Below are 25,790 nucleotides of genomic sequence, written 5' to 3' on the forward strand. Positions count from 1 at the left end.
AAGGGAGAGATTATCGGTCATGCATATCCATAAATTTGAAAAGATATGGCTTATATTAGGGGTAACAGCACTTTTTGTATTTTTAACTGTATTAGGGGTCAGTGCATTTTATGATGGAAACCAACCGGCAAGCTGCCTGGTGACGATTGATCCAGAAAAAGTAACAGAAACTAAACCTTTTGATAAACCGGGTTTACATAAAGTTGAAGGGAAAGAATGGGATTACGAATTAGTATTCGTTGTTTCCGCGTTTAAATTTGACCCAGGTGAAGTTCAAATTCCTAAAGGTGCAACTGTAAAATTCATGGCTACCTCAACGGATGTTGTTCATGGATTTGAAGTGGCAGGAACGAATGTCAATATGATGATTGAGCCTGGCTATGTGAATGAATATACAAAGACATTCGATAAAACCGGTGAATATTTAATTTTATGTAATGAATATTGTGGTACGGGCCATACCATGATGACGTCTAAAATCGAGGTGGTTGACTAATGAATAGGAATCAAACTGATCTTAAAGTAAACAGAGCTGATGGTAAGCTCGCTATGGCCCACTTCTATGTGGCATTTATCGCACTGGCTCTTGGAGGATTCGCTGGCCTTTTACAGGTTCTTGTCCGATCAGGAAAATACACACTGCCTGCCGGAATTACATATTATCAAGTTCTTACTGTTCACGGTGTTTTACTTGGACTTATACTGACTACATTTTTTATAATGGGCTTTCAATTTGCAGCAATCAGCAAAACAAGCGGAACACTATCTAAAAAGGCAAGAACGGTTGGTTGGATTGGTTTCTGGATGATGACCATCGGTACAGCTATGTCAGCTACAATGATTCTACTTAATGAAGCATCCGTTCTTTATACTTTTTACGCACCATTACAGGCTCATCCAATTTTTTATTTCGGGCTGGTATTTGTTGTAGTGGGAAGCTGGCTGGACGGCGGAGCTATGGTTGCAGCTTATATTAACTGGAGAAAACAAAATAAGGGTAAAGTTGGACCTTTATTATCATTCATGGTCATTATCAATAATGTATTATGGTTTACAGCTACCCTTGGTGTCGCGGCTACTGTGTTGGTACAGATTATTCCATGGTCACTTGGATGGGTTGATTCTATTAATGTTCTTATTAGCCGTACGTTATTCTGGTATTTTGGACATCCGCTCGTATATTTCTGGTTATTGCCGGCTTATATGGTTTGGTATGTCGTCATTCCGAAAGTAATTGGCGGAAAAATATTCTCTGATTCATTGGCGAGATTATCGTTTATTTTATTCTTACTGTTTTCTGTACCTGTTGGCTTCCACCATCAATTAACGGAGCCTGGGATTGATCCTGCATGGAAATTTTTACAGGTTATTTTAACTTTCCTGGTCATCATTCCATCCTTAATGACAGCTTTCTCCATGTTCGCCACTTTTGAAAGTGCAGGACGTGCAAAAGGCTATAAAGGAATCTTTGGATGGTTTAAAGCCCTTCCTTGGGGTGATGCGCGCTTTACGGTTCCTTTTATCGGAATGGTTGCTTTTATCCCTGCTGGTGCAGGAGGAATTGTCAATGCTTCCAACCAATTGAACCAGGTTGTACATAATACGATTTGGGTAACAGGACATTTCCATCTAACACTTGCTACCTCTGTTGTCTTAACTTACTTTGGTGCCATGTATTGGTTGGTTCCACATTTAACCGGCCGTAAGCTTACTAAAAAAATGAATAAATTAGCCATCATCCAAGCTATGACATGGGCAGTTGGAATGACCTTTATGTCTGGCGCCATGCATTTTGCAGGTCTGCTGGGTGCACCAAGAAGATCATCCTACTCCACATATGGCGGTTCCGCTCAGGCTGCTGAATGGATTCCATATCAAATCGCTCAGGCCGTTGGAGGCTCCATCCTCTTCATTGGTATCATTTTGATTTTAGTTATCTTCGTTAATCTAGCTTTCTTTGCCCCTAAAGGTGATGAAGAGTTTCCGATTGGTGAAGTATCAGAAAAGGCTGAAAAAACACCTTTCATCCTTGAAAATTGGAAGCTATGGATTGGTATTACAGCAGTTTTAATCATTCTCGCCTATACCCTGCCATTTGTAGACATGATCCAAAATGCACCACCTGGGTCAAAAGGATTTAAGCTCTGGTAAAGGTGCTATGACAAAAAACTATAGCAGATGCGGATGACAAATATGTTCTCTGCATCTGTTATTTTAATTATTTTGATATTTGAGAGTTTATTTGTTTATAAAATTGTATTTTCATATATTGGTGTACGCTTTAAAGTATCAATTATTCTACCTAATCTAAGAGATACCTGATTAGCTAATCATTATTGAGCGAAAAATGAAGTATATGAGCGAATTCCATCATATATGTGCGATTTTCAACTTAAATGAGCGAATTCTTAATTATATGAGCATCATCAGAATTAATTGCGCGAACGGGAAAATAATTGAGCAGTTTTGAGCCTAATTGAGCTTTAAAAATAGCCTTTGAGCGATTTATTTAAGGATTGAGCTAAACTAATTCATCCGTTCCAACCGTCATAATCAGCCTCTTTCTTCCCCTGTCATCCATTCTCCACAGCAAGTGAACAAGCCAAAACCTTTCCTCAGCAATAAATAAAGGCGCCGTCAAGCATCTAAACTTCTACTTAACGAACACCTTTTTATTGTTTATAAATCATACAGTGCAGTATATTTTTCTTTTAAATACGTTATCAAATACTGTGGATTTAATCCTTCTCCCGTAGCATCCTTTATAATCTCTAAAGGCAATTTCAACTTTCCATACTGATGGACATGCTTCGTTAACCATCCAGTAATTTTGTTATAGTCTCCATTTTCAATAGTTTCATCGAAGTTCGGAATATCCTTCAGCATTGCAGCTTTGAATTGAGCTGCATACATATATCCGAGTGCATAGGATGGGAAATACCCAAACATGCCACCTGCCCAATGGACATCCTGTAAAACTCCTTCACCATCATTTTCAGGCCGGATTCCCAAGTACTCTTCATACTTATCATTCCAATGCTTCGGCAAATCAGCTACTTTTAGATCTCCATTAAACAATCCCTTTTCTAATTCATACCGAATCATAATATGCAAAGGATACGTGAGTTCGTCAGCCTCAATCCGAATTAAGGAAGGCTTTGATTCATTAATAGCCTTATAGAACGTATCGAGGTCAATATTATCAAATTGTTCAGGCGAGACAGCTTTTAATTTATCAAAATTATGTTTCCAGTAGCTAAGATTACGGCTGATAAAGTTTTCAAAGAATAAGGACTGAGATTCATGGATACCCATTGATGTACCGGTACATAAAGGTGTTCCTTCTAATTCTTTATTAATATTTTGTTCATATACGGCATGTCCGCATTCGTGTATGGTACCAAATAGAGCAACACGGAAATCTTCCTCAACATATTTCGTTGTAATCCTCACATCATTTGCGTTTAAAGCTGTAGCAAACGGATGGACTGTATTATCCAGACGTCCCGCTTCCAGGTCATAACCTAATTCCTGAATCAATTCCATACATAATTTTTTCTGTGCTTCTTCACTAAATGACTTATATATAAAGTTCGTTTCTAGATTCTTATTCGATTCACCAATCTTTTTCACAAGCGGTACAATTTCTTCTCTTAGCCTGGCAAATACATCATCCAATATCTCAACTGTCATACCCGGTTCATACAAATCGAGTAATCCATCATAAGGATGATCAGCTTTTCCCCAATAGGATAAAAATTTCTTATTCACATCAATTAATTGTTCCAAATATGGCATAAACAACGAAAAATCAGATGTTTCTTTTGCCGTTTCCCATATACTTTCAGCCTTGGACTGTAGTTCAACATACTCCTTATACTCATTTGCGGGGATTTTACTCATCTTCTCGTATTCTTTTTTACATTCCTCAACAATGACAATTGTATTTGAATCCAACTGCTCCTTCAGTTCAGGCTTTGATAACTCTTCTATGTATCGTTCCATTTTAGTTCCGGTTGCCATTTCAAAATGTTCTTTCGATAAGATGGATAGCACTTGACTTCTCTTATCAATCGTTTTCTTTGGAGCCCCAGTGCGCATGTCCCATCCAATCAGTGCAGATGCTTCTCTGAATGCATCCATGGTATGTATATAGTCTAAAAACTCTTTTTCTAATAGGTTTGTCATATAGATCCCCCTTCTCCTTAAAGTATACTGAATATTTTACCATATTAAGTATACTAGGTAGATAGTTTTATATACGAATATGCGTACTTTTCCTACCAGTCCTGAAAAAGTCTAATTACCTAGTATTCCACCATTTCAAACTAAATAAAAAATGCCAACCCTTGGGGTTAGCGTTTACTTTTATTGCTGATTGTCTTCAAATTCCCTTTGTGTTTTTTCCGCGGCATCTTTCCCCAATATTGAAAATAAATCTGTACAAATAAAATCCTTGAATACCTTTCGTTTTTTCGTGGCGTGTTTGATAACACATGAATTTCTTGATCACTTACGAGTACTATTTCAGATATTTTTACCTGATTACTTTTTCGCATATAAAAACCATAAACAGGCTGGATAAAAAATTAATTAGGACAGATAAAGCTATAGAAATATGGTATACACAAAATAAATCCCTAAAGGGTGCTTATTTCTGCCCTCAAGACTAACTTATTTCCTTTGCCTCCTTTATTTTATGAAGTCACTAATTGCGTCTCTAAGGCTTTGTATTACAAGGCAAGAAGTAAGTCCTCATATCTGGGCTTTTCTTTTTCCAAGAAGTAAACGAAACTAAAAAATGTAAATCAAACAAGCAATGATGATTAATACTACAGCGATAGTCCAAAGCATTAGAATCAACTCCTTTCAAATAGAAGAGAAGTAGTGACTATGATTATTTGTATAGCAAGACGCCGCAAAATAGACCAATTAGGCATGTACCAATTATATTTTTGACCACATAAAATAATCAGCTCCTACACAAAAAAGATGAGAAAGACAAAAAAAAGACGACTCTATAAGAATCGTCAATCTATAATGTGGTAAACGTAAAATCAGGTTATTTAATATCTCTGGAAATGACGTCATATCAACCTTTTCTCGGCGGTCTCTTTCCCCAATACTGATAGTAATCCGTACGGATAAAACCATTAAACAGCTTTCGTTTTTTAGTGGCCGGTTTGCCATAAAACTGCTCAAAGTTTTCATCAGAAGTCAGCATATAAACAGACCAAGTTTCAAATGGACGGAGTGCTTCCCCCATCTCTTTATACATTTTCTCAACGGAAGGACGGTCGCTGAGGCGTTCACCATATGGAGGATTCCCAACAATTACGCCATATTCCTTGGTCGTTGTAAAATCACGGACCTGCATTTGTTTAAAGTTAATTAAATCCCCAAGTCCTGCTTCCATAGCATTTTCTTTTGCGATTTCAATCATCTTATGGTCAATATCAAACCCCGAAATGTCTAATTCCTGATCATAATTGGCCAGTTCTTCTGCTTCCTCTCTGACTTTATCCCAAATAGAAGAATCAATAATAGGCCAGTCTTCGGAAATAAAATCACGATTAAATCCAGGCGCAATATTTTGGCCGATTAACGCAGCTTCTATCGCAATCGTACCCGATCCGCAGAATGGATCAACAAATGGACGGTCCGGAGTCCAATTCGTCAGCTTCACTAATGCTGCTGCAAGGGTTTCTTTTAATGGCGCTTCACCCTGCCCTGTTCTGTATCCACGTTTATGAAGGGCCTGAGGGCCGGTTGTATCAATCGTTAATGTGGCTTTATCTTTTAAAAGCGATACTTCTACACGATATAATGGTCCATTTTCATCTAACCATCCATCTTTTTTATATGCTTTTTTCAAGCGGTCCACTATGGCCTTCTTCGCAATCGCCTGGCAATCTGGAACACTGAATAATTTAGATTTGACCGATTTACCTGATACAGGAAATTCAGCCGTGACATCCAAATAATTCTCCCAAGGAAGTTTTTTTGTACCTTCAAATAATTCATCAAATGTATAGGCCTTAAATTCGCCTACAAGAATTTTCACCCGGTCTGCTGTTCTAAGCCACATATTGGCTCTGGCAATGGCAAGCTCGTCTCCCTGAAACAGTACTCGTCCATTCTCGACTGTACATTCATACCCAAGGTCACGTACTTCCTGTGCGACAATCGCCTCAAGACCCATTGCTGCTGTAGCTATTAATGTAATCTTCATTGTTTCACCCTATCTAATCATATTACTTTTCCATTAAATTAAGTCGTTCGCGTCTTTTATCATACAACTCATACATTTTGAATGCAAACCAAATCAGCATTTCTCGTCTATATTACCGCATTAAATTGTGGTTGGTTTCATCCATAGCTTCGAAAAATCTGCATAGCCAAAATTCTTAATGCTAATATTCATAATATCATCTGAAAACAGTACACTTCGTTTGGAATAGTATAACGGCAATATTAAAGCAGATTTCATTAATCTTCGTTCCATTTGTTCATGAAGCTCACTCCACTTTTCAAAAGGAGTATTAGCATACTGGTTTAATATCTCGAATCGCTCTCCTTTATCTCCTAGGACTTGGGCAAGCGGAGAGGAACTCAACAATAAAAAATGAAAAAAAGATAAGCTATGATTCATTTCAAATACTTCTCCATGGATAAAAAAATCTGTACCATGATCTGTATATCCATTTTGCAGACTTTCTTCAAACGTGATCTCTTTTAATTTAACAGGAATACCTGCGGTTTCCAAAATCCCCTTTAACCAAAAGATAAGCTTTTCTGTATATGGAGTAGTCTGTAGAACAAGTGGTTTGGATACCTCTATAAATGGAACTTGATCCACTATGTATGGGTCAGATGGAGAGCGCAAAATACCACTTTGATTCGGTATAATTTTTGGATCCAATTGATTAATTTCATTTCTCCTTGCACTGATAACATATTGGATATAATCTCTTACTTCCTGCTTATTTATATCTGAATTGCGGTACGCATTCATAATCACAATACCAAACCCTGAATCACTCTCAACCTTATATGTTTCGATATCATCCTCTTTTACAGAGGATCGATAAATAGTCTCAAACCCCATCGGCATCTGAACAAATTCTATACAATCGAGCAGAGCTCTTTCCTTGTAATAGTCTTCAAACGCACGAAGAATTGTTTTTGTTTCATCATTTTTTTCCAGATAAAAGCTGCCCGTTCCAATTAATTTTCCATTGTTTACTTTATATATACTTGAGTTTATGGTGCTTAAGAGATGCAATATATAGCTGCACTTTTGTTTCAAGTTAATTTCTACCACATACTGTGCGAGGGAATGAATTCTTTGGACAATAAACCATATATCCCTGTGAATTGGATGATCACGCAAAGATTCCAAGCACCTTACAACATCATCTGCTGAAAGGTAGGAACCATCATGAAATTTGACTCCTTTTCTTATGTAAAGTCTTAACAAGCGATTCGAGCTTTCCCAGCTATGAGCAAGCTCAGGCCATATTTCATTATCTTCAGTCAGGTAAATCAAGCGATTGTAAATATTAGAAACTAAGTTAGCGCTATGTATATCGAGAGCTTCAAGAGGATGAAAGGACAAAAATGGATCCTTTCTAGGAATGATGAGTTTATCCTTTCCCTCATCATTAAATCCAAGCTTAGTTTGAAAGAGTCTCATCAGACGTAGTTTGCATTCAGAGGACCAATGCAGAGTTAGCCATTTTGCACTTTTTTCAATTGATTCATGATTGATTATATATTCCATTTCTTTTTCATATATGGATTCCACATTTTTGACCCACTCTATCTTAGTTGAATGTCCCCGTCCTTTTCCTGGCTGCAATCTAAACCACCCCTCCTCATGCCATCTTTGCATATATCTGGAGGTTTGCTTTGGACTAAGTTCGAGTAAATCCGCTATCTCTGCCTGTCTTACATATCCCGTTTGAATATGCTGCCAAAGAGTCAGTAGTTTAGGTTCCATCATCTACCCCTTTTCACCATAAAAGTAGACATTTATCAATTAATTGTCTATTTTCAGAAGCATCAGTCTAGTTTAATATAATTGATACAAAGGGGGTAAAACAATATGAAATTGAAGAATTTGCCACAAAATATTAAAGTACGGTTAGGCACATCTTTTTTTAACAGAATGGCATCAAGCTCTGTGATGCCATTTATGGCTTTGTATTTTGCTCATGAATTGAACAAAATCTGGGCAGGTGTCTTCTTGATTTTTACCGTCCTTATTACATTCGTTGCTAACCTGCTGGGAGGATATCTATCAGACCGTTTCAAAAGGAAGAAAATTTTATTAATGACTTCCTCTACAAGTGCCTTCATGTTTTTGATGATGACTTTGACCTTAATCCCTGAGAATGACTGGGTTTGGCTATTTGCAATTTGCTATGTTGGATATATGATTTCAAGTAGTCTTGGAAGGCCAAGCATGAGTGCAATTATTATGGATTCTACTACAAAAGAGACAAGAAAATTTGTTTATGCTCTTGATTATTGGCTCATTAATTTATCCATGGCCATTGGGGCAGCAATGGGAGGACTTTTATACAGTAATCATCAACTTGAATTATTTATCATCTTAACGTGTACATCCACCTTCATTGCCATTGCTTATAAAATTTGGCTGATTGAAGGTACGGTCCGTCAGTTAAAGCAATCACATAAAAACTTTCTGATTGATTTACTTCATAACTATAAAATTGCCCTTCAGGATACTCGCTTTGTAAAACTCGTACTTGGATTCATGTTTATCCTTTCCGCTGAATTCTCACTAAATAGTTATATTGGGGTTCGATTATCAGAATCCTTTGAAGTCGTTAACGTATTCGGATACCAAATTGGCGGTGTCCAAATGTTAAGTTTGATGAATATAGAAAATATGTTATTAGTCGTCCTTTTAACGTTTATTGTTTCCAATATTACGAATCGTTTTTCAAATAAACGTGTGTTAATCATTGGCCTGCTTATTTATGGTGTAGGGTATACATTTGTTACATCAGCCAATAGCTGGTATATGCTCTTATTATTTGGGTTTATTGCCACGATTGGCGAATTGATGTATTCACCTGTTTATAATACTGAACAGGCAAATATGATTCCTGAGGATAAAAGAGGTTCTTATTCTGCTTTTAGTAATATATCCTATAATGGCGCCGACTTAATTGCAAGATCAACCATCATAATAGGCGCTTTTGCCGCTCCGATGATGATGTCCGTTTATATCGGCCTGGTTATTGCGGTCGGAACTTCTCTTGTATATTTCAGCCTTTTTTATAAAGAAAAATATCAAAGAAACATCCAGACAAATACATAGTAATAATTTGAGTCAAGCTTTACCTGAAGCATAATGATTGTCATAAAGTACCGCATTAAAACAGGCTGCCGATCTAATCGGCAGCCTTTCATTCTTCCCTTAGTGGAAGTAGTTTTATTCAGATAATACATTTCCAAGATAACGTCCTGTAAGCCATGTTCTGTTCCTTCGTACTGCAATCGACTGGAATGTCTCGTACTCCGGTGGTAATCATCTATCTTCAGACTCCTACGAGTCTGCCCTTTCCCCTCGTTCATTTCCTTGGGAAAGGCGCCCCTACCAAATTTGGGTTTCTCGCTCGCGGGGTTTACCTCGTTCCACCCTTTTTGTTTCCAAAAAGGCTCCGTCACTGTGGCACTTTTATAGGTACCGGTGCCATATTCTAAAAGAACTTAGGCACTTTCCCAGCCGTCAGCCTGAAACAGACTGCCCTAGCTTATTGGGCTAGGCACGAACACTACAGGCATCTCAGCCTGTGCGAGCATGGACTTTCCTCTACAATTTGCATTGCAGCGATTACCCAGACGTTATCACATGCAAAATTCATTATACCCTCATTTCAACTATAAAACAACTGTTATCATTTGGAAGATATTTTATTCGTAAAGCTTACTTCCAAACACATGCTTTTCTAAGTTGGATAAGCGTTTTAAAATATCGAAATTGGTGGTACCTGTTGCTTGCTGAACTGGTTGTACAGTTCTTTTCGGCTGTTCTTCCAATTGTTTTTTCAGCTTCATATTCTCTTGCTGAAGTGATTCAATTTCCTGATGAAAAACCTCATAATCCTTTATAACTAAATCCAGGAATTGATCAACATCTTCTTGTTTGTATCCTCTGACACCCGTTTTAAATTCTTTCTCTAAGATATCCTTTGCGGTCAACTTTGTTTTATCTGAGAGCATTTTATTCACCTCAAATTCATACGACTAATATATAATATTTTTTCAAAAAAAGTGCTGTTTGTCAATTTCCCTCTTAATAATCTTCCCATTGTGCCTCATCAATTAAACTTTGCAGGTCCCAAAATGTTATTTGAATGATAGGATAATCCTGTTTATTCTGTTTCTTTTTACCTTCAAACCAACTATATTTAGGGCTTCCGTCCTTTTCATCATCGTACAATATTAACATTTCATCGCTTTTATCGACAATAAATTGGTTCTTCAGCTTTAACTGCCATGGTCCTTCATATGGCTTCTTCGAAATAGCCTCCACATAGTCTGCCTGAAGCAGTATTTCTTCATACAGTTCTTTAACCGGTTCTTTCCAATTCTCTTCCTGATTTAAATAGGGTAATAAAACACCGAGCTTAAGATCTGGATACTCTTCCTGCAAATCAAAGACCACCTGTGCAGCCCATAGCTCCACTCCGGGCTGCCCTGTAATGATTACCCATTCCATTCCTTCCTCGAGAAGAGTTAACAGGCGACTCAGCAGTGCTTTTTTTATGTATTTTATACCCTCGTGATTTTGATCAAAAATACCAAGCTCGTGGGCCTTATATCCTGTTACGAATACGACTTTTCCCATATAAGTTCACATCCATTTATTACATTATACATTAAATAATAAAAGAAGAGGCTTTACGCCTCTTACTTTTAAAAGCCATAGCCACTGCCACTACCTGAGCAACCAGGTCGCGGGGGAGTTGGTGTACCAAATTGATTAGATTGACTATGAACACTATTGGCACTTTGGAAAGAATGTGGGAAATGATGTTGATGTTGATACACATGCTTATTCACTTCAAGAGTTTGAACTGGATGCACATGCGGTACTATATGTGTATAGCAATTTTCCTTAACAAATTGAATCGGCTGGTGGCAAACCGGTGGGCACACCTGCACTTTGTTACACCCTGGTACTTGAATAGGACCACAATGATGTTGATGATGACGACGACCGAACATACGCGTCTCTCCTTTCATTATCTATATAGCTTACATAAATAGACTATGAAAAGGTGGATAAGACTGTACTAAGGCAATCACCTATTTTCCGTTTATAAAAAAATGTTTCAGCATCAGAACTGCTACATTATAATTAAATAGAATTAAAAATTACCATCGATAACCCAATAACAACAAAGAATAAATAAAAGACAACCTTATACATCCGATTTATGTTCACTTCCTTCTGCAAATTAACAAAGGTGTATAACATTAATTTACATGGGATGCACAAACATAACAACCATTATTTAGTTTTCTTTTATTCCAATTTTTTCATTATCAAGTTTCCGCTCCAGACGGGAGATGCGGTGAAGGGTTGATTTCTCATGAATACCATGCTTATGAAATGAATATTCTCTAATTTTCACCAAAGCTTTTTTTGAATATTTCAGAGCTTTAGCATAATCCTTTTTCTTATGTTCAAAATATTTTGCCAGCTCAATCAGGGAACAGCAAACAATTACTGGCGTCTGTGCATTGCTCGCCTCTTCCCAAAGCTTTACTGCCGCTTCTTCATTTTTACTTTTTTTATATTCGTTTGCCAAATGAAAGAGTACCTTCAAGCGTTCTTCATCATGCTTGGATTCAGTAATTCCTTTCTCAAAGGAACCTATAGCACGCTCCCGATCCTTTAAATAAGAAAACCACCTTGCCAGTTCAAATGAGTCCTCATGCTCCAATGTTTTATCGTTTAATAAAAGGGCAGACAAATGAATGTACAATGTGATTAAAGATAAAATGTCCCATTCATTGTGTTTCATTATTTTAAAGACAGCTTCAGGATTCTGCCTATCAACATAATCAAAATAAATGATAGGGGCCAGGTATCCCGGTACGTCATCCTTTCTCTCGAAACCAAGTACCTCTTTTTCAACAACTGATAGTTTTACTCGATCCAATTTATTTTTCCACAGTCTTCTAGAAGCATGATATAAATCGAAATGACCGAAATCCGGTAATTTTGGCAAGTGCTGACGCAAAAGAGTATGCTGCGTAACTACTTGCGGCCAGTCAAATGCTTTTCCATTATAGGTGACCAACGTCTCATAATTCACTTTTTCTAAAAAGGTCTTATAAAACGGAATTTCAAACCCTGGTCTAGGGAGAAAATGTTGTCTGACCTTGATATGCTCATCCTCCAAAAAAGCATATCCAAGCAAAAAGATGGAAGTCCCTGCTCCGCCACCTAACCCGGTTGTTTCTGTATCGAAGAAAAACATTTGATTTGCTTCAAATCCTTTGGCGGAAAGAGGGTGCTTTAGGTCGCTCTCATTCCAAATCTTCACAATTTGTGGAAGCATATCAAATGTATACTTTCCATGCTGATAATTAAGTGGATAGCTGACCTCCCTGATTAGGCAATATTCATTCTCGTAAATAACAGGAAAGGCCCCGAATTCGCTCCATTGCTCAAAGAAAGGGATGACAACATTTTTAATAGGTGTATCGGGTTCAGGTTCAGAGCATACTTCCATACGTTTTTTTGAGCCTTCGCCAACATTTGTATTCAAATGCTTTTTCATCCGGTTTAGTTTATTTTTAATGGACATGTAATTTGTCACCGGCCATTCGGTTTCCAAGAATGGATAACACTTTAATGGAATCCTCCTTTAAAGACGAGCCAGTGCCTTCCATTCCGACACAGGATGGGCAGCCATTTTCACATGGACAGACTCTAATTGCCTGAATCGTCTCCTGAATAATTTGTTCACTGTTTTCGTACATATGCTTGCTTAAACCAATTCCTCCCGGATAATGATCGTAAATAAAAATGGTCGGAAGCTCGTTATGTGTTGCCTTTACTTGAGGGTAAACATGAATATCCCCCGGATCACACAGCACATAGACTGGAATGATGCCTCGCAGAGCGTGAGCAGCACCCATTAGCCCTTCCTCGAGCCGCTCTTCCTTCCAATCGACACTCCCTTCCTTTAGAGAGAGCATACATGCATTCGTATGAATTTCTTCTTCTGGTAAATGGATTGGTCCCGAACCAATATTTTCATGTGAGTCAAATCTGATTTTCTTGAAGATGGTTGCCATAGCTCGAACAGAAACATCTCCAAATGTAGTTTCACTTTTCGGATTAACGTTTGTTCGGTCAATTTCCAGCACATCTACCTGAACTGCAAGATTTGCATCCGTATAGTAATCCACATTGACCTCGCGTACATATGCCTTCTTTTCTTCCCAATCCAAATACTCTACCTGATATTGGATTCCTTGATGTAAGTAAATGGCTTCATCATGTAGAAGAGTCATAGCTGAGAATCGGTCCGTTTCTCCGATAACCTGCACTTTTGGATTAGTTCGGTCTATAATGACCACATTCTCCTGCGAAGCAGATCTAAGACTGATTTCATGTGCTGGGAAAGCATCATTCATCCAATGCCATGTATCTTTATTTTTGTGCAATACATGCTCCTCTGCCAAATATTCCAGAATTTCTGTAACCTCTGCAGCGCCAAATTCCTCCCCTTCTTTAAACGGGATTTCAAAAGCTGCACATTTTAGATGATCAACAAGGATTACCAGATTATCAGGATTAATTCTCGCTGTTTCCGGACTTTTATTAAAGAAGTAATCAGGATGTTGGATGACAAATTGATCTAATGGACTGGAGCTCGCAACCATGATAATCAACGCCTCGCCGTGACGCCTTCCTGCCCTGCCTGCTTGCTGCCAGGCACTGGCTATCGAGCCTGGGTACCCCGTCATAATGCATGCCTGGAGCTGTCCTATATCCACGCCCAGTTCAAGTGCATTCGTGCTGACAACCCCATAGATTGATCCATCTCGCAATCCCTTTTCAATTTGCCTCCTTTGTGTCGGCAAATATCCCCCGCGATAACCCGTAATCGCCTTCGGTCCCAATTGTTTCGAAATTAATTCCTGTAAGTACGTAACCAATATTTCAACACGGACACGGCTGCGCGCAAAAACAATTGTTTGGATTTTATTCCTTAAAAGAGTGCTAGCTATCTTTCTGACCTCTAATATGGAGCTTCTGCGGATATTTAAAGGTTTATTGACGATTGGCGGATTATAAAACACAAAATGCTTTTTGCCTGCTGGTGCACCATTCCGCTCAATTAAGATCATTTTAGATTCCGTTAATTGTTCTGCAAGTTCCTTCGGATTGGCAATCGTTGCAGACGTACAAATAAAAATCGGATCACTTCCGTAAAAACGGCAAATTCGCTTTAACCTTCTGATCACATTAGCCGTATGACTTCCAAATACTCCCTTGTACGTATGAAGCTCGTCAATAACAATATACTTCAGATTTTCAAATAAACTGACCCATTTCGTATGATGGGGTAATATTCCGGAATGTAACATGTCCGGATTTGTCATTACGATATGGCCTGCTTTGCGGATTTTTTGCCTGATACTAGTCGGTGTATCACCATCATACGTATAGCTGTTAATATCTGCATCTGCAGCATCAATCAGTTCCTCTAATTCAGATTTTTGATCATAGCTCAATGCTTTTGTCGGAAATAAATAAAGAGCTCTTGTATCTGCATTCTCAAGAATCGATTGGAGAATCGGTAAGTTATAACACAATGTTTTCCCTGAAGCTGTAGGAGTGACCGCCACAATATTCTTATTATTTCTTATATATTTATAAGCTTCGGCCTGGTGGCTGTATAGAGCTTCAATCCCTCTTTTTTCAAGGGCAGACTTTAACTTTTCATTTAATTCAGTTGGAAAGGGTGAATACGTAGCTTTTTTTTCATCGATGGTATGCCAAAAAGCAATATTGTCTTTGTATTGTTCATCCTGTGAAAAATCATCTATGAACTCCACTAAATTTTTCTTCCCAAACATGATGCACACCTCATTTCTGTCATCATTGTACCGAATGAACGTTCCCTTGAAAAGGAAAAAGTCGCATCTTTTTCAAGATACGACCTTCCAATTATTGATTCACTTTTTCTATGAATGAGGTAATAGCCGTGGATACTTGCTCCGGGGTCTCAAATATTCCCATGTGCCCGGCTTTATCAATAACTATTTGTGTAATATGCTCTCCGCTCACAGTAAATACTTTCTCTATCGGTACAACCTCATCTCTTGCACCGGCTACGAGAAGAGCTGGGATATCGTTCCTTTGCAGCACATAATTCTTATCTTCACGATTTTTCATAGCCTTTAAAGCACCGATGATGCCTGTTGGTCTCGTTTCAACGCCAATATCATACAAAGTTTTCAGCATCTCTTGTTCGTTTTCCCTTGTTTCTTTTGACAGCAATTTAGGGATCAGATCCTTAACGAAAAAGGAAACTCCCTGTTCTTCTACTGTAGAGACACCTGCTGACCGTTTTTTCTTTGCTTCAGGGGAATCTGGTAATGCAGTGGAATGAATGAGTCCATATCCGCTGATAAGATCGGGATGGTGATCCACAAAGTCAAGGGTAATATATCCTCCCATTGAATGACCAAATAGATAAGCATCCTTTAAATCATGTTCAATAAAGAAATTATACAAATCCTCTGCCATATCATGAATATCGTATCCAATCTTTGTAGTATCTGTTTCGCCATGACCTCTTACATCAACAGCAATTACTCGGTAGAATTTCCTTAAATAAGGAATCACTTTTTCCCAGTAATCCTTGCTTCCGCAAAAACCATGCAGTAAGATAATAGGCTTTCCAGCGCCTTCTTCCTTAAAAGCTAATTTCACAAGATTATTCTCCATTTACTTCCACACCTTTTCATTTAATGATAATTAAATCTAAAGATCCGTCCCCGCATATTTTCTACGTTCAGGGTGGAGTCTTTTACATGTATGTATGATTCGATATTAAAAAGAGACAAGCTCAACTTCTAAAACTTTCTCTATATTTACCCATTCATTTTACCATTATCCCTCCTGTTATAACATTGCTTAAATATAAAGCAAAACCGCCATTATATAGCCAAATGACTATGATATCTTCGTTTACATCGTACTCCTTTATCACCCTAATTATTTAACAATTAAGAATAGCCTGCATATGCTAAAGATAGAATCATCAGAGGAGGAGAATATATGGCTCAAAACAAGAAGAATGGTGCATTTGAACCGCTCCGTAACTTCATTTCACAAATGGATGATTTGTTAACCGAGAACACAAGGAGCGGACTATTACAGTCTATGGATGATTTTTTCCAGAACCAAAAAATGTTTGCAAGCTTTCCCGTTGAATGGGAAGAAACAGAAACCCATTATATTATTCAAGCTCCTATCGCAGGTGTCGACAAAAATTACATTGAAATTGATATATCGGGTAGTAAATTAACAATATCATATGAAACTGTACGAAAAGTAAATAAAGGCGATCAAATCTATGCTACAGAAAAACAAAAGAAATCGAGAAGCTTTACATTCCATTACCCAATTGACGAAGAACAAATTGAGGCTAGCCACGAAAATGGCTTATTAACAGTCAAAGTCCCCAAATCAAAAAAGAAACGCATATCTATCCGATAAATAAAAAACTGCCGATCTATAACCGGCAGTTTTTTATGTGGTTACTTTAAATATAGAACCTACACCTTTTACTAAATTGGATACCTGATTCATTGAATTTAACATCATTCCCGCAGTATCAATCATTTTATTAAAATCGATACTGCCTTCCTGTGTTTTAAATTGATTAAGAACCGATGAAAAATTACTGCCCTGATTTTTTTGCATAAAGCTTTGTTTAGGATATGGATTAGTAAAAGCTGTATTCATCTGCTGTAAAGGATAAAAATCTTCATCCTTAGAGTATAATGGGTTTTGAAATGGATTCACCTGTTCTTTTGGGTATTGATTCGGCATTTCCTGCTGCGGATAGCCGTAAAAATGTTGATCCTCCATCATACCGCCTGACATTGGCATACTTCCTGGATATTGCTCCATATAGTATGGATTAAAGGATGGCTGTTGATACATTTGGTTAGGATAGTAGGGTTGGTAAGCAAGGTTTCCTTCAAAAGGATTCAATTGTTGTTGCTGAATGCTCTCCGGCCCCCAACTACCCTGTGGTTGAACTTGAGGAGCCCCAGTTCCAGCCGGATAGATGTTTCGATATTCATATGGAGGCAAGCGGGATGCAGCCGGCATTCCATAATAAGGATTAAAATCACCATTACGCCTTCTAGCTTTCTTCTCAAGAAGTGGTTTAAGCATAACTCTCCCTCCGCTCTAACTATATACTTATACAGTATGCAGCATCTGGAATTGGGTGCTATACCGTTACTCCCCGTTCACTTCTTCCATCCGAATCTGTTCGAGTACAAACAAAGCTGCATTGCAATGTTTAATGAATCTCGACTTGCTTGACTCCGGAAAGTAACAATGGACAGAAACTTGTAAAACATTATTATGGGTATTCTTAATCTGCATGAGGGATAGATATTTAGGTCTTTTATCAGCTACCCATTGCTCAGCCTCAATAAGCCATTCATCTGCCAGCTGCTTAGTATGGTCGGCAAACGGCTTAATCACAGTGTGGAAATCTGCACGCTCTTCCGTTTCGCGTGCTTCTCTATAGATTTTTTCAGCATCTTTAACGATTTCTATCAAATCGATTGTCTTTTGATAAAAGTTATCTTTCATTTACATTACACCCTTGTTCTTTTTACCTAATCTAAACAGAATTTCCGAAAAAATGATACTATCTTGTATTTTTACGTTAAATGAGCCAATTTCAATATAGACAGTTGTGTATCATGTTTGTAATCATCAATAAAATTATTCATTTTAATTTGAATATCTGCCATATCCATATCAATCTTCCTGGCTTCAGTTTTGATTGTATACGTGAACTCGGCTATTGTATCATTTACTTCATTATCTGTTTTTCTAATTATTTCTTCCTCAAGGGCTATTATTTCCTGCTCCAATTCCCTTAGCAATGTGATGATATTTTCTTTGGAACTCATGCACCTCACCCTTTCCTCATTCTTATACACTTAAGGTTTCGATTTAACTATTTCAATCCCTTCATAGACGACAAAACTAGAAGAGTATCGGCAAAGAAAACAGAGACGGCGCACGTAAATGCTTCCTTCGACAACTTGCATAAACTCTCTAAACATAGACAACCTAATGAATAGGAGGTGTAGTCATGAAGAAAAATACATCAGCTGCTCAAGAGAAAAAAAAGAAAAGCAATAACGCATCCAGCAAGCATACAGGCAATCCAAAACTAGATGGTCCAGATAAACCATCAACTTAAAACATTAGCTACCACTTACTTAATAGCCGGAGGATTTTATATTCTCCGGCTTTTTATTATTCTCTTTCACTTATGTCGCTTAAAAGATGACCTCGATAACATTCTTCTATATAATCATATACTCTAACCTTTTTATCTAAAAAGTACCTTTGACGAATCCAGCCAATTTATTATAAACTTCGAAGTGCCTTAGTTTCGTTTACATTCTATCAATTTAGTATTTATTGAAAGAGAAATACACGTTTATCTTATAATAAAATTACATAAATGAGTATCTGTACTAATTATTTAAACTTTCTATGTAAGTAATAATGAATTTTACAATTTTGATGCTATTTTTGTTATGATAAGGATGGGCTTGGAGGGATACTATGTCTATAAAATATCCTAATGGAAAACAATATAACCCGATTGCGAAAACCGGCAGCAAAGTACTGAAACAGAAAAAAGTGAATTATTCTAATCGGGGAATGACATTGGAGGATGACTTAAACGAAACAAATCTTTATTATATAGAGAATAACATCGCAATTGTTCACAAAAAGCCAACACCCGTTCAGATTGTTAATGTGTCTTATCCTAAGAGGAGCGCTGCAGTCATAAAAGAAGCCTATTTTAAGCAAGCCTCCACAACGGATTATAATGGTGTATATAAAGGCAGATACATTGACTTTGAAGCGAAGGAAACCAGACAAACAACCTCTTTCCCTTTAAAGAATTTTCATGAACACCAAATTGTCCATATGCGCAATATCATTAAACATGGTGGGATAGCCTTTATTATTATGCGCTTCAGTGTAACAGAGGAAATTTACTATTTACCGGCTGAGACACTGATCTATTATTGGGAAGAGATGCTATCTGGCGGTAGAAAATCTATACCAAAAAAGGATATTGAACATACAGGTGAAGTGATTCCGCTTGGGTTTTCACCAAGAATTGACTATATTAAGATAATTGACAAAAAATATGGTACCCAACTATTTTAAATGGTCCTTTATCCTGAAAGGAAGGTATGTAACACAATGTCAGATCAATATAAAACAAGGACAGAAAAAAGAAAATATGCAAATTCCAAAAGAAATAAAAAACAAAAGAAACAATCAAAATCATTATTAAAAAGAACCTTAATTGTTTTAGCTGCACTATTTATTATTGCAGGTATTTCAGTTGGAGGAGTTTTTGCATACTGGGCTGTCACAGCTCCTGAGATTGATGACAGCGCCCTGATTGATCCTATTTCTTCGAAAATCTATGATAAAAACGGAGATATATATACAGAAGTAGGCTCAGAAACAAGAGATTACGTCGATTATAAGGATGTTCCTAAATTGATGGAAAATGCCATCCTGGCAACTGAAGATGTGCGTTTTTATAAACATCATGGAATTGATATTATTCGCGTTGGCGGAGCTTTAATTGGAAACATAACAGGCGGCTTCGGCTCTCAGGGAGGTAGCACCATTACCCAGCAGGTAGTGAAAAACTCTTTCCTTAAATCAGAAAAAACGATTAAACGTAAAGTACAGGAAATGTACCTTGCTTTTCAACTTGAGCAAAAATATTCTAAAGAACAAATTTTTGAAATGTATGTTAACAAAGTATATATGTCATCCGGAGTCCATGGGTTTTCCACAGCATCCAAGCTGTACTTTGGCAAAGAATTGAATGAGCTTACCTTATCTGAAGCTGCCACGCTGGCAGGTATGCCGCAAAGCCCAAATAATTACAACCCGTTTACGTATCCGGAAAAAGCGGAAAAACGAAGAAACATCGTACTTAAACTAATGGAAAAAGCAGGTTTCATCACTGCGGAAGAACACGAAAAAGCGCAAGCCGAAAGTGTTGAAGATAGCTTAGTACCAGAAGAAAAACGCGAGAAAACAACAAACACAAAATATAATGCTATTGTTGATCAAGTCATCGATGAAGTAGAAGAAATTGGAGACTACAATATATACACAGATGGCCTTCAGGTATATACGTCCATCGATCCTGATGCACAGGAACTAATGGAGGAAATACTGAATAGCGATAAATATATCGACTACCCGAATGATAAATTCCAGGCTGGTACGGTCTTTATGGATACAAAGACCGGAGAAATCAACGCAATGGGCGGTGGAAGAAACCAAGAAGTAGCCCGTGGCTTTAACTATGCAACAGATTTAAAAACAAGGCAGCCGGGTTCAACCATTAAACCAATTCTTGATTACGGTCCAGCAATTGAATATTTGAAATGGTCGACTGCTCATATTATTAAAGATGAACCATATAAATATAGTTCCGGACAATCAATTGGTAGTGCAACGGGTACCTATAAAGGGAATGTAACGATTCGTGAGGCGCTTTATAAATCACTTAACGTCCCTGCAGTTAAAACACTCCAAGAGGTTGGTGAAGATCAAGCTGGTAAATTTGCAAAAAAATTAGGTGTTGACTTTGGGGAAATTTACGAAGCATCCGCAATCGGCGGTGTAGACAAAGCAGCATCCCCTCTACAAATGGCAGGTGCCTATGCTGCATTTGGTAACGAGGGTATCTATAATAAACCGCATGTCGTAAAAAAAGTAGTTCTAAGAGACAATGATACTGTTATTGAAACGGCACCGGAACCACAAGTTGCCATGAAGGATTATACAGCCTTTATGATTACAAACATTTTGCAGGATGTTGTGACTAAAGGTACAGGAACTGCAGCCAATATTCCAGGTCTTCACATTGCAGCAAAAACAGGAACAACAAACTACTCTGCAGAAGACCGGGCAAAATATAATATCAGTAAGAGCAGTTCACCGGATGCGTGGTTTATTGGATATACAACGAATTACACCATGTCTGTTTGGACGGGCTATGATCAACAATTAAAAAATCCGATGAGTAAGCAGGAAACAAAAATAGCCGCAAAAATCTTTAAAACAATGATGGGCAAAATGTCTGAGAATGTGACAACTGATAATTTCAAACAGCCAAGTTCGGTTGTCAAAGTTGCCCTTGAAAAAGGAACAAACGCTAAAGCAAGTGAATATACACCAAGTGATCAAATTGTATATGAGTACTTTGTAAAGGGACATGAACCTACTAAAACATCAGAAAAATATACAAAACCAAATGCGCCTTCTGGTCTCAACGCTGCTTTTGATGAAGCATCTAATCGAATAAACGTGAGCTGGAAATATGATTCTTCTAATGACGCAGAATTTAATGTTCAGGTTGCCGTGGATGGCGGAGACAGACAAACGTTAACCACTACAAAGGAAACTTCCTTTAGTCTCGATGCTCCAGAAGCCGGGAAAAAGTATACGTTCTATGTAACAGCTACTGTAGACGGCCAGGAGAGTGACTCAGCATCTACATCTGTTTCTATTCCTGAAGCTGCTCCAGAGGAGGAAGAACAGCCTGAAGAGCCAACTGAGGACAATACAGAGGATCCAAACCAACCTAACCCAGACAATGGCACAGGTAATGAAGAAGATCCGAATGAAGGTAACAATCCTGAAGAAGGTACTAATCCTGGTGAAGGCACCAACCCTGGCGAAGGCACCAACCCTGGCGAAGGAACTAACCCTGGTGAAGGCACCAATCCTGGCGAAGGTACTAACCCTGGTGAAGGCCAGCCAGAACCACAGGATGAGGATGGGCAAGAACAGCCTGCTGCGAGAAGTAATAGTACTTCCCAGCCTGACGAAACTTCCTATCTGATTCCACCTGCTATTCAAGAAATGCCTAGACATATACGTAAAATTGCCTAAAACAAAAAAAGAGATCGGACTTAATAGTCCGATCTCTTTTTTCATTCTCCTTCATGTATACTTATTTAAAGCTGCCATTTTGGCCGCAATCTTGATTTGCTCTTCCATTAGGCTTTTTAATTGCATAAAGCTTGGGTAAAAGTATGGCCTTGCCAATATAAAGGGCAAACGCTCTTCCACATTAACCGGTTTCCCCTTTAATTCCTTTAGACATGCAGGGAAGCCGCATAAATTTACAGGTACTTGATTCGACCAATACATAAACGAAACATATAGTACAATTCCTTTTAACATATATGGTTTAATTTCCTGCTTTTCTCTGTTAGCGAACATTATTTCCAACTGTCGAACGATTTCCGCCCATTCATTCGTCAGCTGCTCCCTTATAACAGAGAAATCCTCCCAGGGCCTGTACAGATCATTGCCTTTATAATAATAATAATCATATGGAAAACCAAGATTAAAAATATCTTTATTCCATCTCAAAAAATCATTTTTATCAAGTTGATTGTACTCAAAATTAAAAGGTTCAAGATTTAATTCTGGAATATTCATTTTCCTTTTCCTGCTGCTTTCATTCTTTTTTTCCCTTCACGGCACAGTAGAAGCATAGGACACTCCTCACATTTTGGCGATTGAGCTTTGCAATGGTATCTACCAAAGAAAATTAATCGGTGATGGGTAATCGACCATTCTTCCTCTGGGATTCTTCTCATCAGCGTTTTTTCAACCTCTAAGACGGAGTCCTTCCACCTGCATATACCAAGCCTTTTACTTACTCTCTCCACGTGTGTATCCACAGCGATTGCAGGTGTTCCATACGCTACTGAAACAACCACATTCGCTGTCTTTCTCCCTACTCCGGGAAGCTCAACTAATAAATCCCGGTCATTCGGAACTACCCCATTGTATTTTTCCAGAATAATCTGCGATAACTTCTGAATATTTTTCGCTTTATTTCTGTATAAACCAATTGAACGAATATCATTTTCCAATTCACTAAGCGGTACAGAAAGGAAATCCTCTGGTTTTTTATATTTTTGAAAGAGATTTTTCGTTACTTTATTCACCAAAGCATCCGTACATTGTGCCGATAATACTACCGCCACGGTTAATTCGAATGGATTGGAATGATTTAATTCGCAATGGGCCTCAGGAAACATTCTTGCCATTTCGTCGAGACAATAACGAATTTGTGTATTGGTAAGCATCTAAATCCCCCTCCCTTTATTCTTTATTTTTCGCGAATAAAAAGACCGGATAAAAGGATCTATCCTGGTCTATCGATTAAAGTCTATTCTAGCCAATTATATAATGGCAACTCTTTAGCAACGGGAACAGTTTTAGCAGGACTTTTTTTCGTGTAGCTTCTGAAGCGTTCACTATACGCCTTGGCTTGTTCCAACGTTTTGATACTGTGTTTCTTCCAATCGAACAAAATACGATCTATATATCTGAAACTGAGCTTTCCGGAGATAACGGCTTCTTTAAGAGCAGCCTTAACCAAATCAGGTGAATGCTGATCCTCATCCAGCCACATCGTTAATGTTTCACCCTCAAAGGGTGATAAGGGCCGGCCAAATTCCTTTTCAAATACGGTATATAAGGATTCACTCTTAATTACTTTCTCTTCAAAGTCGGTTTGCTTAGCTTCTTTTAAATAATGATAGGCCAATTTTTCAAATAATGGCTTGATTGAATAGCTCTCATAACCTGGTTTTTCATCCTCTGTAATATCTAAGAAACCATGCTGAACCAGTTTTCTGAGCAGGTTAGTACAGTCCATTTCAGTGAGGTTCATTACAGAAGAGATTTCAGCAGGAGTGGGAAATGAATTCCCGTTCATCGAAAAGTTTTCAACATGTAGTAAAAGCATCATCTCTTGTTCATTTAATCCCATCTCTTTGTAACTGCTTAACAAATAAGAGGGTATGACAACATTCGCCTGCTTAATCCAATTCGACAGATTTTTTATAGTCATAATTCGACACCTCACCTTTTAGTATACCATGTATGCTGATTTTGAAGTACGGAAAAATAAAACCTGACAATAAAATAAATTGCCAGGTTTTATTTGACTATTAAGGATATAGACGATTTAAAAGACGAGGGAATGGAATCGTTTCACGAACATGTTCCACACCGCTTATCCAAGCAACCGTTCTCTCTAGCCCAAGACCGAAGCCAGAATGAGGAACGGAACCATATTGACGTAATTCATAATACCATTTGTAAGCATCCATACTTAAATTATGTTCATCAAGTCTTGCTTTTAATAGATCCATATCGTGGATACGTTCTGATCCACCAATGATTTCACCATAGCCTTCCGGTGCAATTAAATCTGCACATAAGACAACATCATCACGGTCAGGAGCAGGCTGCATGTAGAACGGCTTAATTCCTGTAGGATAATGGGTGATAAACACAGGCTTATCATAGCTTTCTGCAATTGCTGTTTCGTGAGGAGCACCGAAATCATCGCCCCACTCGATATCATCAAATCCCTTCTCATGCAAGAATTTAATTGCATCATCATAGGTAATTCTAGGGAATGGTGCTTTGATATTTTCTAATTTGGAAGTATCTCTTCCTAGCGTTTTCAGCTCAATCACACAATTTTCCAGTACAGATTGAACGATATAGGAAACATATTGCTCTTGAACTTCTAAGTTCTCATTGAACTCAACAAATGCCATCTCTGGTTCAATCATCCAGAATTCGATTAAATGACGTCGCGTTTTGGATTTCTCAGCACGGAATGTTGGACCGAAGGAGAATACTTTCCCAAGTGCCATTGCTGCCGCTTCCATATATAATTGTCCACTTTGAGATAGATAAGCATCTTCATCAAAGTATTTCGTTGCGAACAATTCTGAAGTACCCTCTGGAGCACTTCCTGTAAGAATCGGCGGGTCAACTTTTACAAAGCCCTCTTTATTAAAGAATTCATACGTAGCACGAATGATCTCATTACGAATTTTCATGACAGCATGCTGGCGCTTTGAACGAAGCCATAAATGTCTGTGATCCATAAGGAACTCAGTGCCATGCTGTTTCGGTGTAATCGGATAGTCAACTGCTTCTGCAATTACTTCAAGTCCTGTTACAAGTAGTTCGTAACCAAATGGGGAACGCTCATCCTCCTGAACAATACCTTTCACCCATACGGACGTTTCCTGAGTAATCTTCTTAGCGGTATTGAATAATTCTTCATCAACCTCTGCTTTGACAACTACGCCTTGAATAAAGCCTGTACCATCGCGCAGCTGCAAGAAAGCAATTTTTCCTGAAGAACGTTTATTGGCAATCCAAGCACCTATCTTAACTTCTTCATTAACATATTTATATACTTCATTAATTGTACATTTCACATTTTTTCCCTCCAAAGCTTAAACAAAACCAGGTTATGTACCCTATTCATTATACAAGTACCAAAATGGACAAGCAAATACAAAATTTCACCTGTACATGAAATAATCCATTATTTCATCGATCCTTTGCAGAAAAC

Annotated in this window: 22 protein-coding genes and 1 other RNA gene; 6 read left to right on the forward strand and 17 right to left on the reverse strand. The window is 37.9% G+C overall.

Translation table 11 applies throughout. The annotated features are described in order from the left end of the window. Window positions 1-19: 19 nt before the first annotated feature. Both A8L44_RS13625 and A8L44_RS13630 read left to right on the forward strand, forming a co-directional pair. Complete coding sequence (locus A8L44_RS13625; RefSeq protein WP_066107315.1) at window positions 20-496, forward strand: cytochrome c oxidase subunit II; 477 nt, start codon at window positions 20-22, stop codon at window positions 494-496. Then, window positions 496-2,151, forward strand: a complete 1,656-nt coding sequence (locus A8L44_RS13630; RefSeq protein ID WP_066107318.1) for a b(o/a)3-type cytochrome-c oxidase subunit 1 — start codon at window positions 496-498, stop codon at window positions 2,149-2,151. Before A8L44_RS13625 ends, A8L44_RS13630 begins: the two co-directional genes overlap by 1 nt. Before the next feature lie 528 nt (window positions 2,152-2,679). Here A8L44_RS13630 and A8L44_RS13635 read toward each other — a convergent pair. The 3 genes from A8L44_RS13635 to A8L44_RS13645 all read right to left on the reverse strand — a co-directional run bounded on the left by A8L44_RS13635 (window position 2,680) and on the right by A8L44_RS13645 (window position 8,002). Beyond that, window positions 2,680-4,188, reverse strand: a complete 1,509-nt coding sequence (locus A8L44_RS13635) for a carboxypeptidase M32 (RefSeq protein ID WP_066107322.1) — start codon at window positions 4,186-4,188, stop codon at window positions 2,680-2,682. A gap of 904 nt (window positions 4,189-5,092) precedes the next feature. Next, the gene (locus tag A8L44_RS13640) at window positions 5,093-6,232 is read right to left on the reverse strand and encodes a THUMP domain-containing class I SAM-dependent RNA methyltransferase (protein ID WP_066107325.1); all 1,140 of its coding nucleotides are present in this window, start codon (window positions 6,230-6,232) and stop codon (window positions 5,093-5,095) included. 120 nt (window positions 6,233-6,352) lie between these two features. Continuing rightward, window positions 6,353-8,002, reverse strand: coding sequence for an ABC transporter substrate-binding protein (locus A8L44_RS13645; protein ID WP_066107328.1), 1,650 nt, complete (start codon window positions 8,000-8,002; stop codon window positions 6,353-6,355). Between the two features lie 105 nt (window positions 8,003-8,107). On the opposite strand from A8L44_RS13645, the gene A8L44_RS13650 reads away from it, so the two are divergent. Further along, the gene (locus A8L44_RS13650; RefSeq protein ID WP_066107331.1) at window positions 8,108-9,352 is read left to right on the forward strand and encodes an MDR family MFS transporter; all 1,245 of its coding nucleotides are present in this window, start codon (window positions 8,108-8,110) and stop codon (window positions 9,350-9,352) included. A gap of 144 nt (window positions 9,353-9,496) precedes the next feature. Here the strand turns inward: A8L44_RS13650 and rnpB are convergent. The 7 genes from rnpB to A8L44_RS13685 all read right to left on the reverse strand — a co-directional run bounded on the left by rnpB (window position 9,497) and on the right by A8L44_RS13685 (window position 16,015). Beyond that, window positions 9,497-9,880: RNase P RNA component class B (rnpB, locus tag A8L44_RS13655), an RNA gene on the reverse strand. Window positions 9,881-9,948: 68 nt separating this feature from the next. Continuing rightward, entirely contained in the window at window positions 9,949-10,257 is a 309-nt protein-coding gene (gpsB, locus tag A8L44_RS13660; protein WP_066107334.1) for a cell division regulator GpsB, read from the reverse strand. A 73-nt stretch (window positions 10,258-10,330) separates the two neighbouring features. Further along, complete coding sequence (locus A8L44_RS13665; RefSeq protein WP_066107337.1) at window positions 10,331-10,885, reverse strand: DUF1273 domain-containing protein; 555 nt, start codon at window positions 10,883-10,885, stop codon at window positions 10,331-10,333. Between the two features lie 68 nt (window positions 10,886-10,953). Continuing rightward, window positions 10,954-11,202 (reverse strand): CotD family spore coat protein, encoded by a 249-nt coding sequence (locus tag A8L44_RS13670; protein ID WP_175354304.1) that lies wholly within the window; start codon window positions 11,200-11,202, stop codon window positions 10,954-10,956. A 353-nt stretch (window positions 11,203-11,555) separates the two neighbouring features. Continuing rightward, a complete protein-coding gene (locus A8L44_RS13675) occupies window positions 11,556-12,857 on the reverse strand; it encodes a ribonuclease H-like domain-containing protein (RefSeq protein WP_066107339.1) in 1,302 nt (433 codons plus the stop codon). After that, a complete protein-coding gene (locus A8L44_RS13680; RefSeq protein ID WP_066107342.1) occupies window positions 12,847-15,141 on the reverse strand; it encodes a DEAD/DEAH box helicase in 2,295 nt (764 codons plus the stop codon). Before A8L44_RS13680 ends, A8L44_RS13675 begins: the two co-directional genes overlap by 11 nt. Before the next feature lie 91 nt (window positions 15,142-15,232). Continuing rightward, window positions 15,233-16,015: an alpha/beta fold hydrolase gene (locus A8L44_RS13685; protein WP_066107345.1), complete on the reverse strand. Its 783-nt coding sequence runs from the start codon at window positions 16,013-16,015 to the stop codon at window positions 15,233-15,235. Between the two features lie 333 nt (window positions 16,016-16,348). Between A8L44_RS13685 and A8L44_RS13690 the strand changes: the two genes are divergently transcribed. Then, window positions 16,349-16,789, forward strand: a complete 441-nt coding sequence (locus A8L44_RS13690) for an Hsp20/alpha crystallin family protein (RefSeq protein ID WP_066107346.1) — start codon at window positions 16,349-16,351, stop codon at window positions 16,787-16,789. Between the two features lie 33 nt (window positions 16,790-16,822). Here A8L44_RS13690 and A8L44_RS13695 read toward each other — a convergent pair whose 3' ends face one another. The 3 genes from A8L44_RS13695 to A8L44_RS13705 all read right to left on the reverse strand — a co-directional run bounded on the left by A8L44_RS13695 (window position 16,823) and on the right by A8L44_RS13705 (window position 18,231). Beyond that, complete coding sequence (locus A8L44_RS13695) at window positions 16,823-17,476, reverse strand: YppG family protein (protein ID WP_066107348.1); 654 nt, start codon at window positions 17,474-17,476, stop codon at window positions 16,823-16,825. Window positions 17,477-17,542: 66 nt separating this feature from the next. After that, complete coding sequence (locus A8L44_RS13700) at window positions 17,543-17,905, reverse strand: YppE family protein (RefSeq protein ID WP_066107351.1); 363 nt, start codon at window positions 17,903-17,905, stop codon at window positions 17,543-17,545. 71 nt (window positions 17,906-17,976) lie between these two features. Next, window positions 17,977-18,231: a hypothetical protein gene (locus tag A8L44_RS13705; protein ID WP_066107354.1), complete on the reverse strand. Its 255-nt coding sequence runs from the start codon at window positions 18,229-18,231 to the stop codon at window positions 17,977-17,979. A 667-nt stretch (window positions 18,232-18,898) separates the two neighbouring features. On the opposite strand from A8L44_RS13705, the gene recU reads away from it, so the two are divergent. Both recU and A8L44_RS13715 read left to right on the forward strand, forming a co-directional pair. Next, entirely contained in the window at window positions 18,899-19,516 is a 618-nt protein-coding gene (recU, locus tag A8L44_RS13710) for a Holliday junction resolvase RecU (protein ID WP_066107357.1), read from the forward strand. A 36-nt stretch (window positions 19,517-19,552) separates the two neighbouring features. After that, window positions 19,553-22,279: a penicillin-binding protein 1A gene (locus A8L44_RS13715; protein ID WP_066107360.1), complete on the forward strand. Its 2,727-nt coding sequence runs from the start codon at window positions 19,553-19,555 to the stop codon at window positions 22,277-22,279. 51 nt (window positions 22,280-22,330) lie between these two features. Here A8L44_RS13715 and A8L44_RS13720 read toward each other — a convergent pair whose 3' ends face one another. The 4 genes from A8L44_RS13720 to asnS form a co-directional block, all read right to left on the reverse strand. Beyond that, window positions 22,331-22,834, reverse strand: a complete 504-nt coding sequence (locus A8L44_RS13720; RefSeq protein WP_066107363.1) for a YpoC family protein — start codon at window positions 22,832-22,834, stop codon at window positions 22,331-22,333. Next, entirely contained in the window at window positions 22,831-23,490 is a 660-nt protein-coding gene (nth, locus tag A8L44_RS13725; RefSeq protein ID WP_066107366.1) for an endonuclease III, read from the reverse strand. The genes A8L44_RS13720 and nth overlap by 4 nt, the downstream gene beginning before the upstream one ends. 83 nt (window positions 23,491-23,573) lie before the next feature. Then, window positions 23,574-24,260 carry a DnaD domain-containing protein gene (locus tag A8L44_RS13730; protein ID WP_066107369.1) on the reverse strand — a complete coding sequence of 229 codons (687 nt, stop codon included), beginning with the start codon at window positions 24,258-24,260 and terminating at the stop codon, window positions 23,574-23,576. 100 nt (window positions 24,261-24,360) lie between these two features. Continuing rightward, the gene (gene asnS / locus A8L44_RS13735; protein WP_066107371.1) at window positions 24,361-25,653 is read right to left on the reverse strand and encodes an asparagine--tRNA ligase; all 1,293 of its coding nucleotides are present in this window, start codon (window positions 25,651-25,653) and stop codon (window positions 24,361-24,363) included. Between the last annotated feature and the right edge of the window lie 137 nt (window positions 25,654-25,790).

Origin of the sequence: Bacillus sp. FJAT-27986 (assembly GCF_001685035.1) — a bacterium.
Lineage (GTDB): Bacteria > Bacillota > Bacilli > Bacillales > Pradoshiaceae > Pradoshia.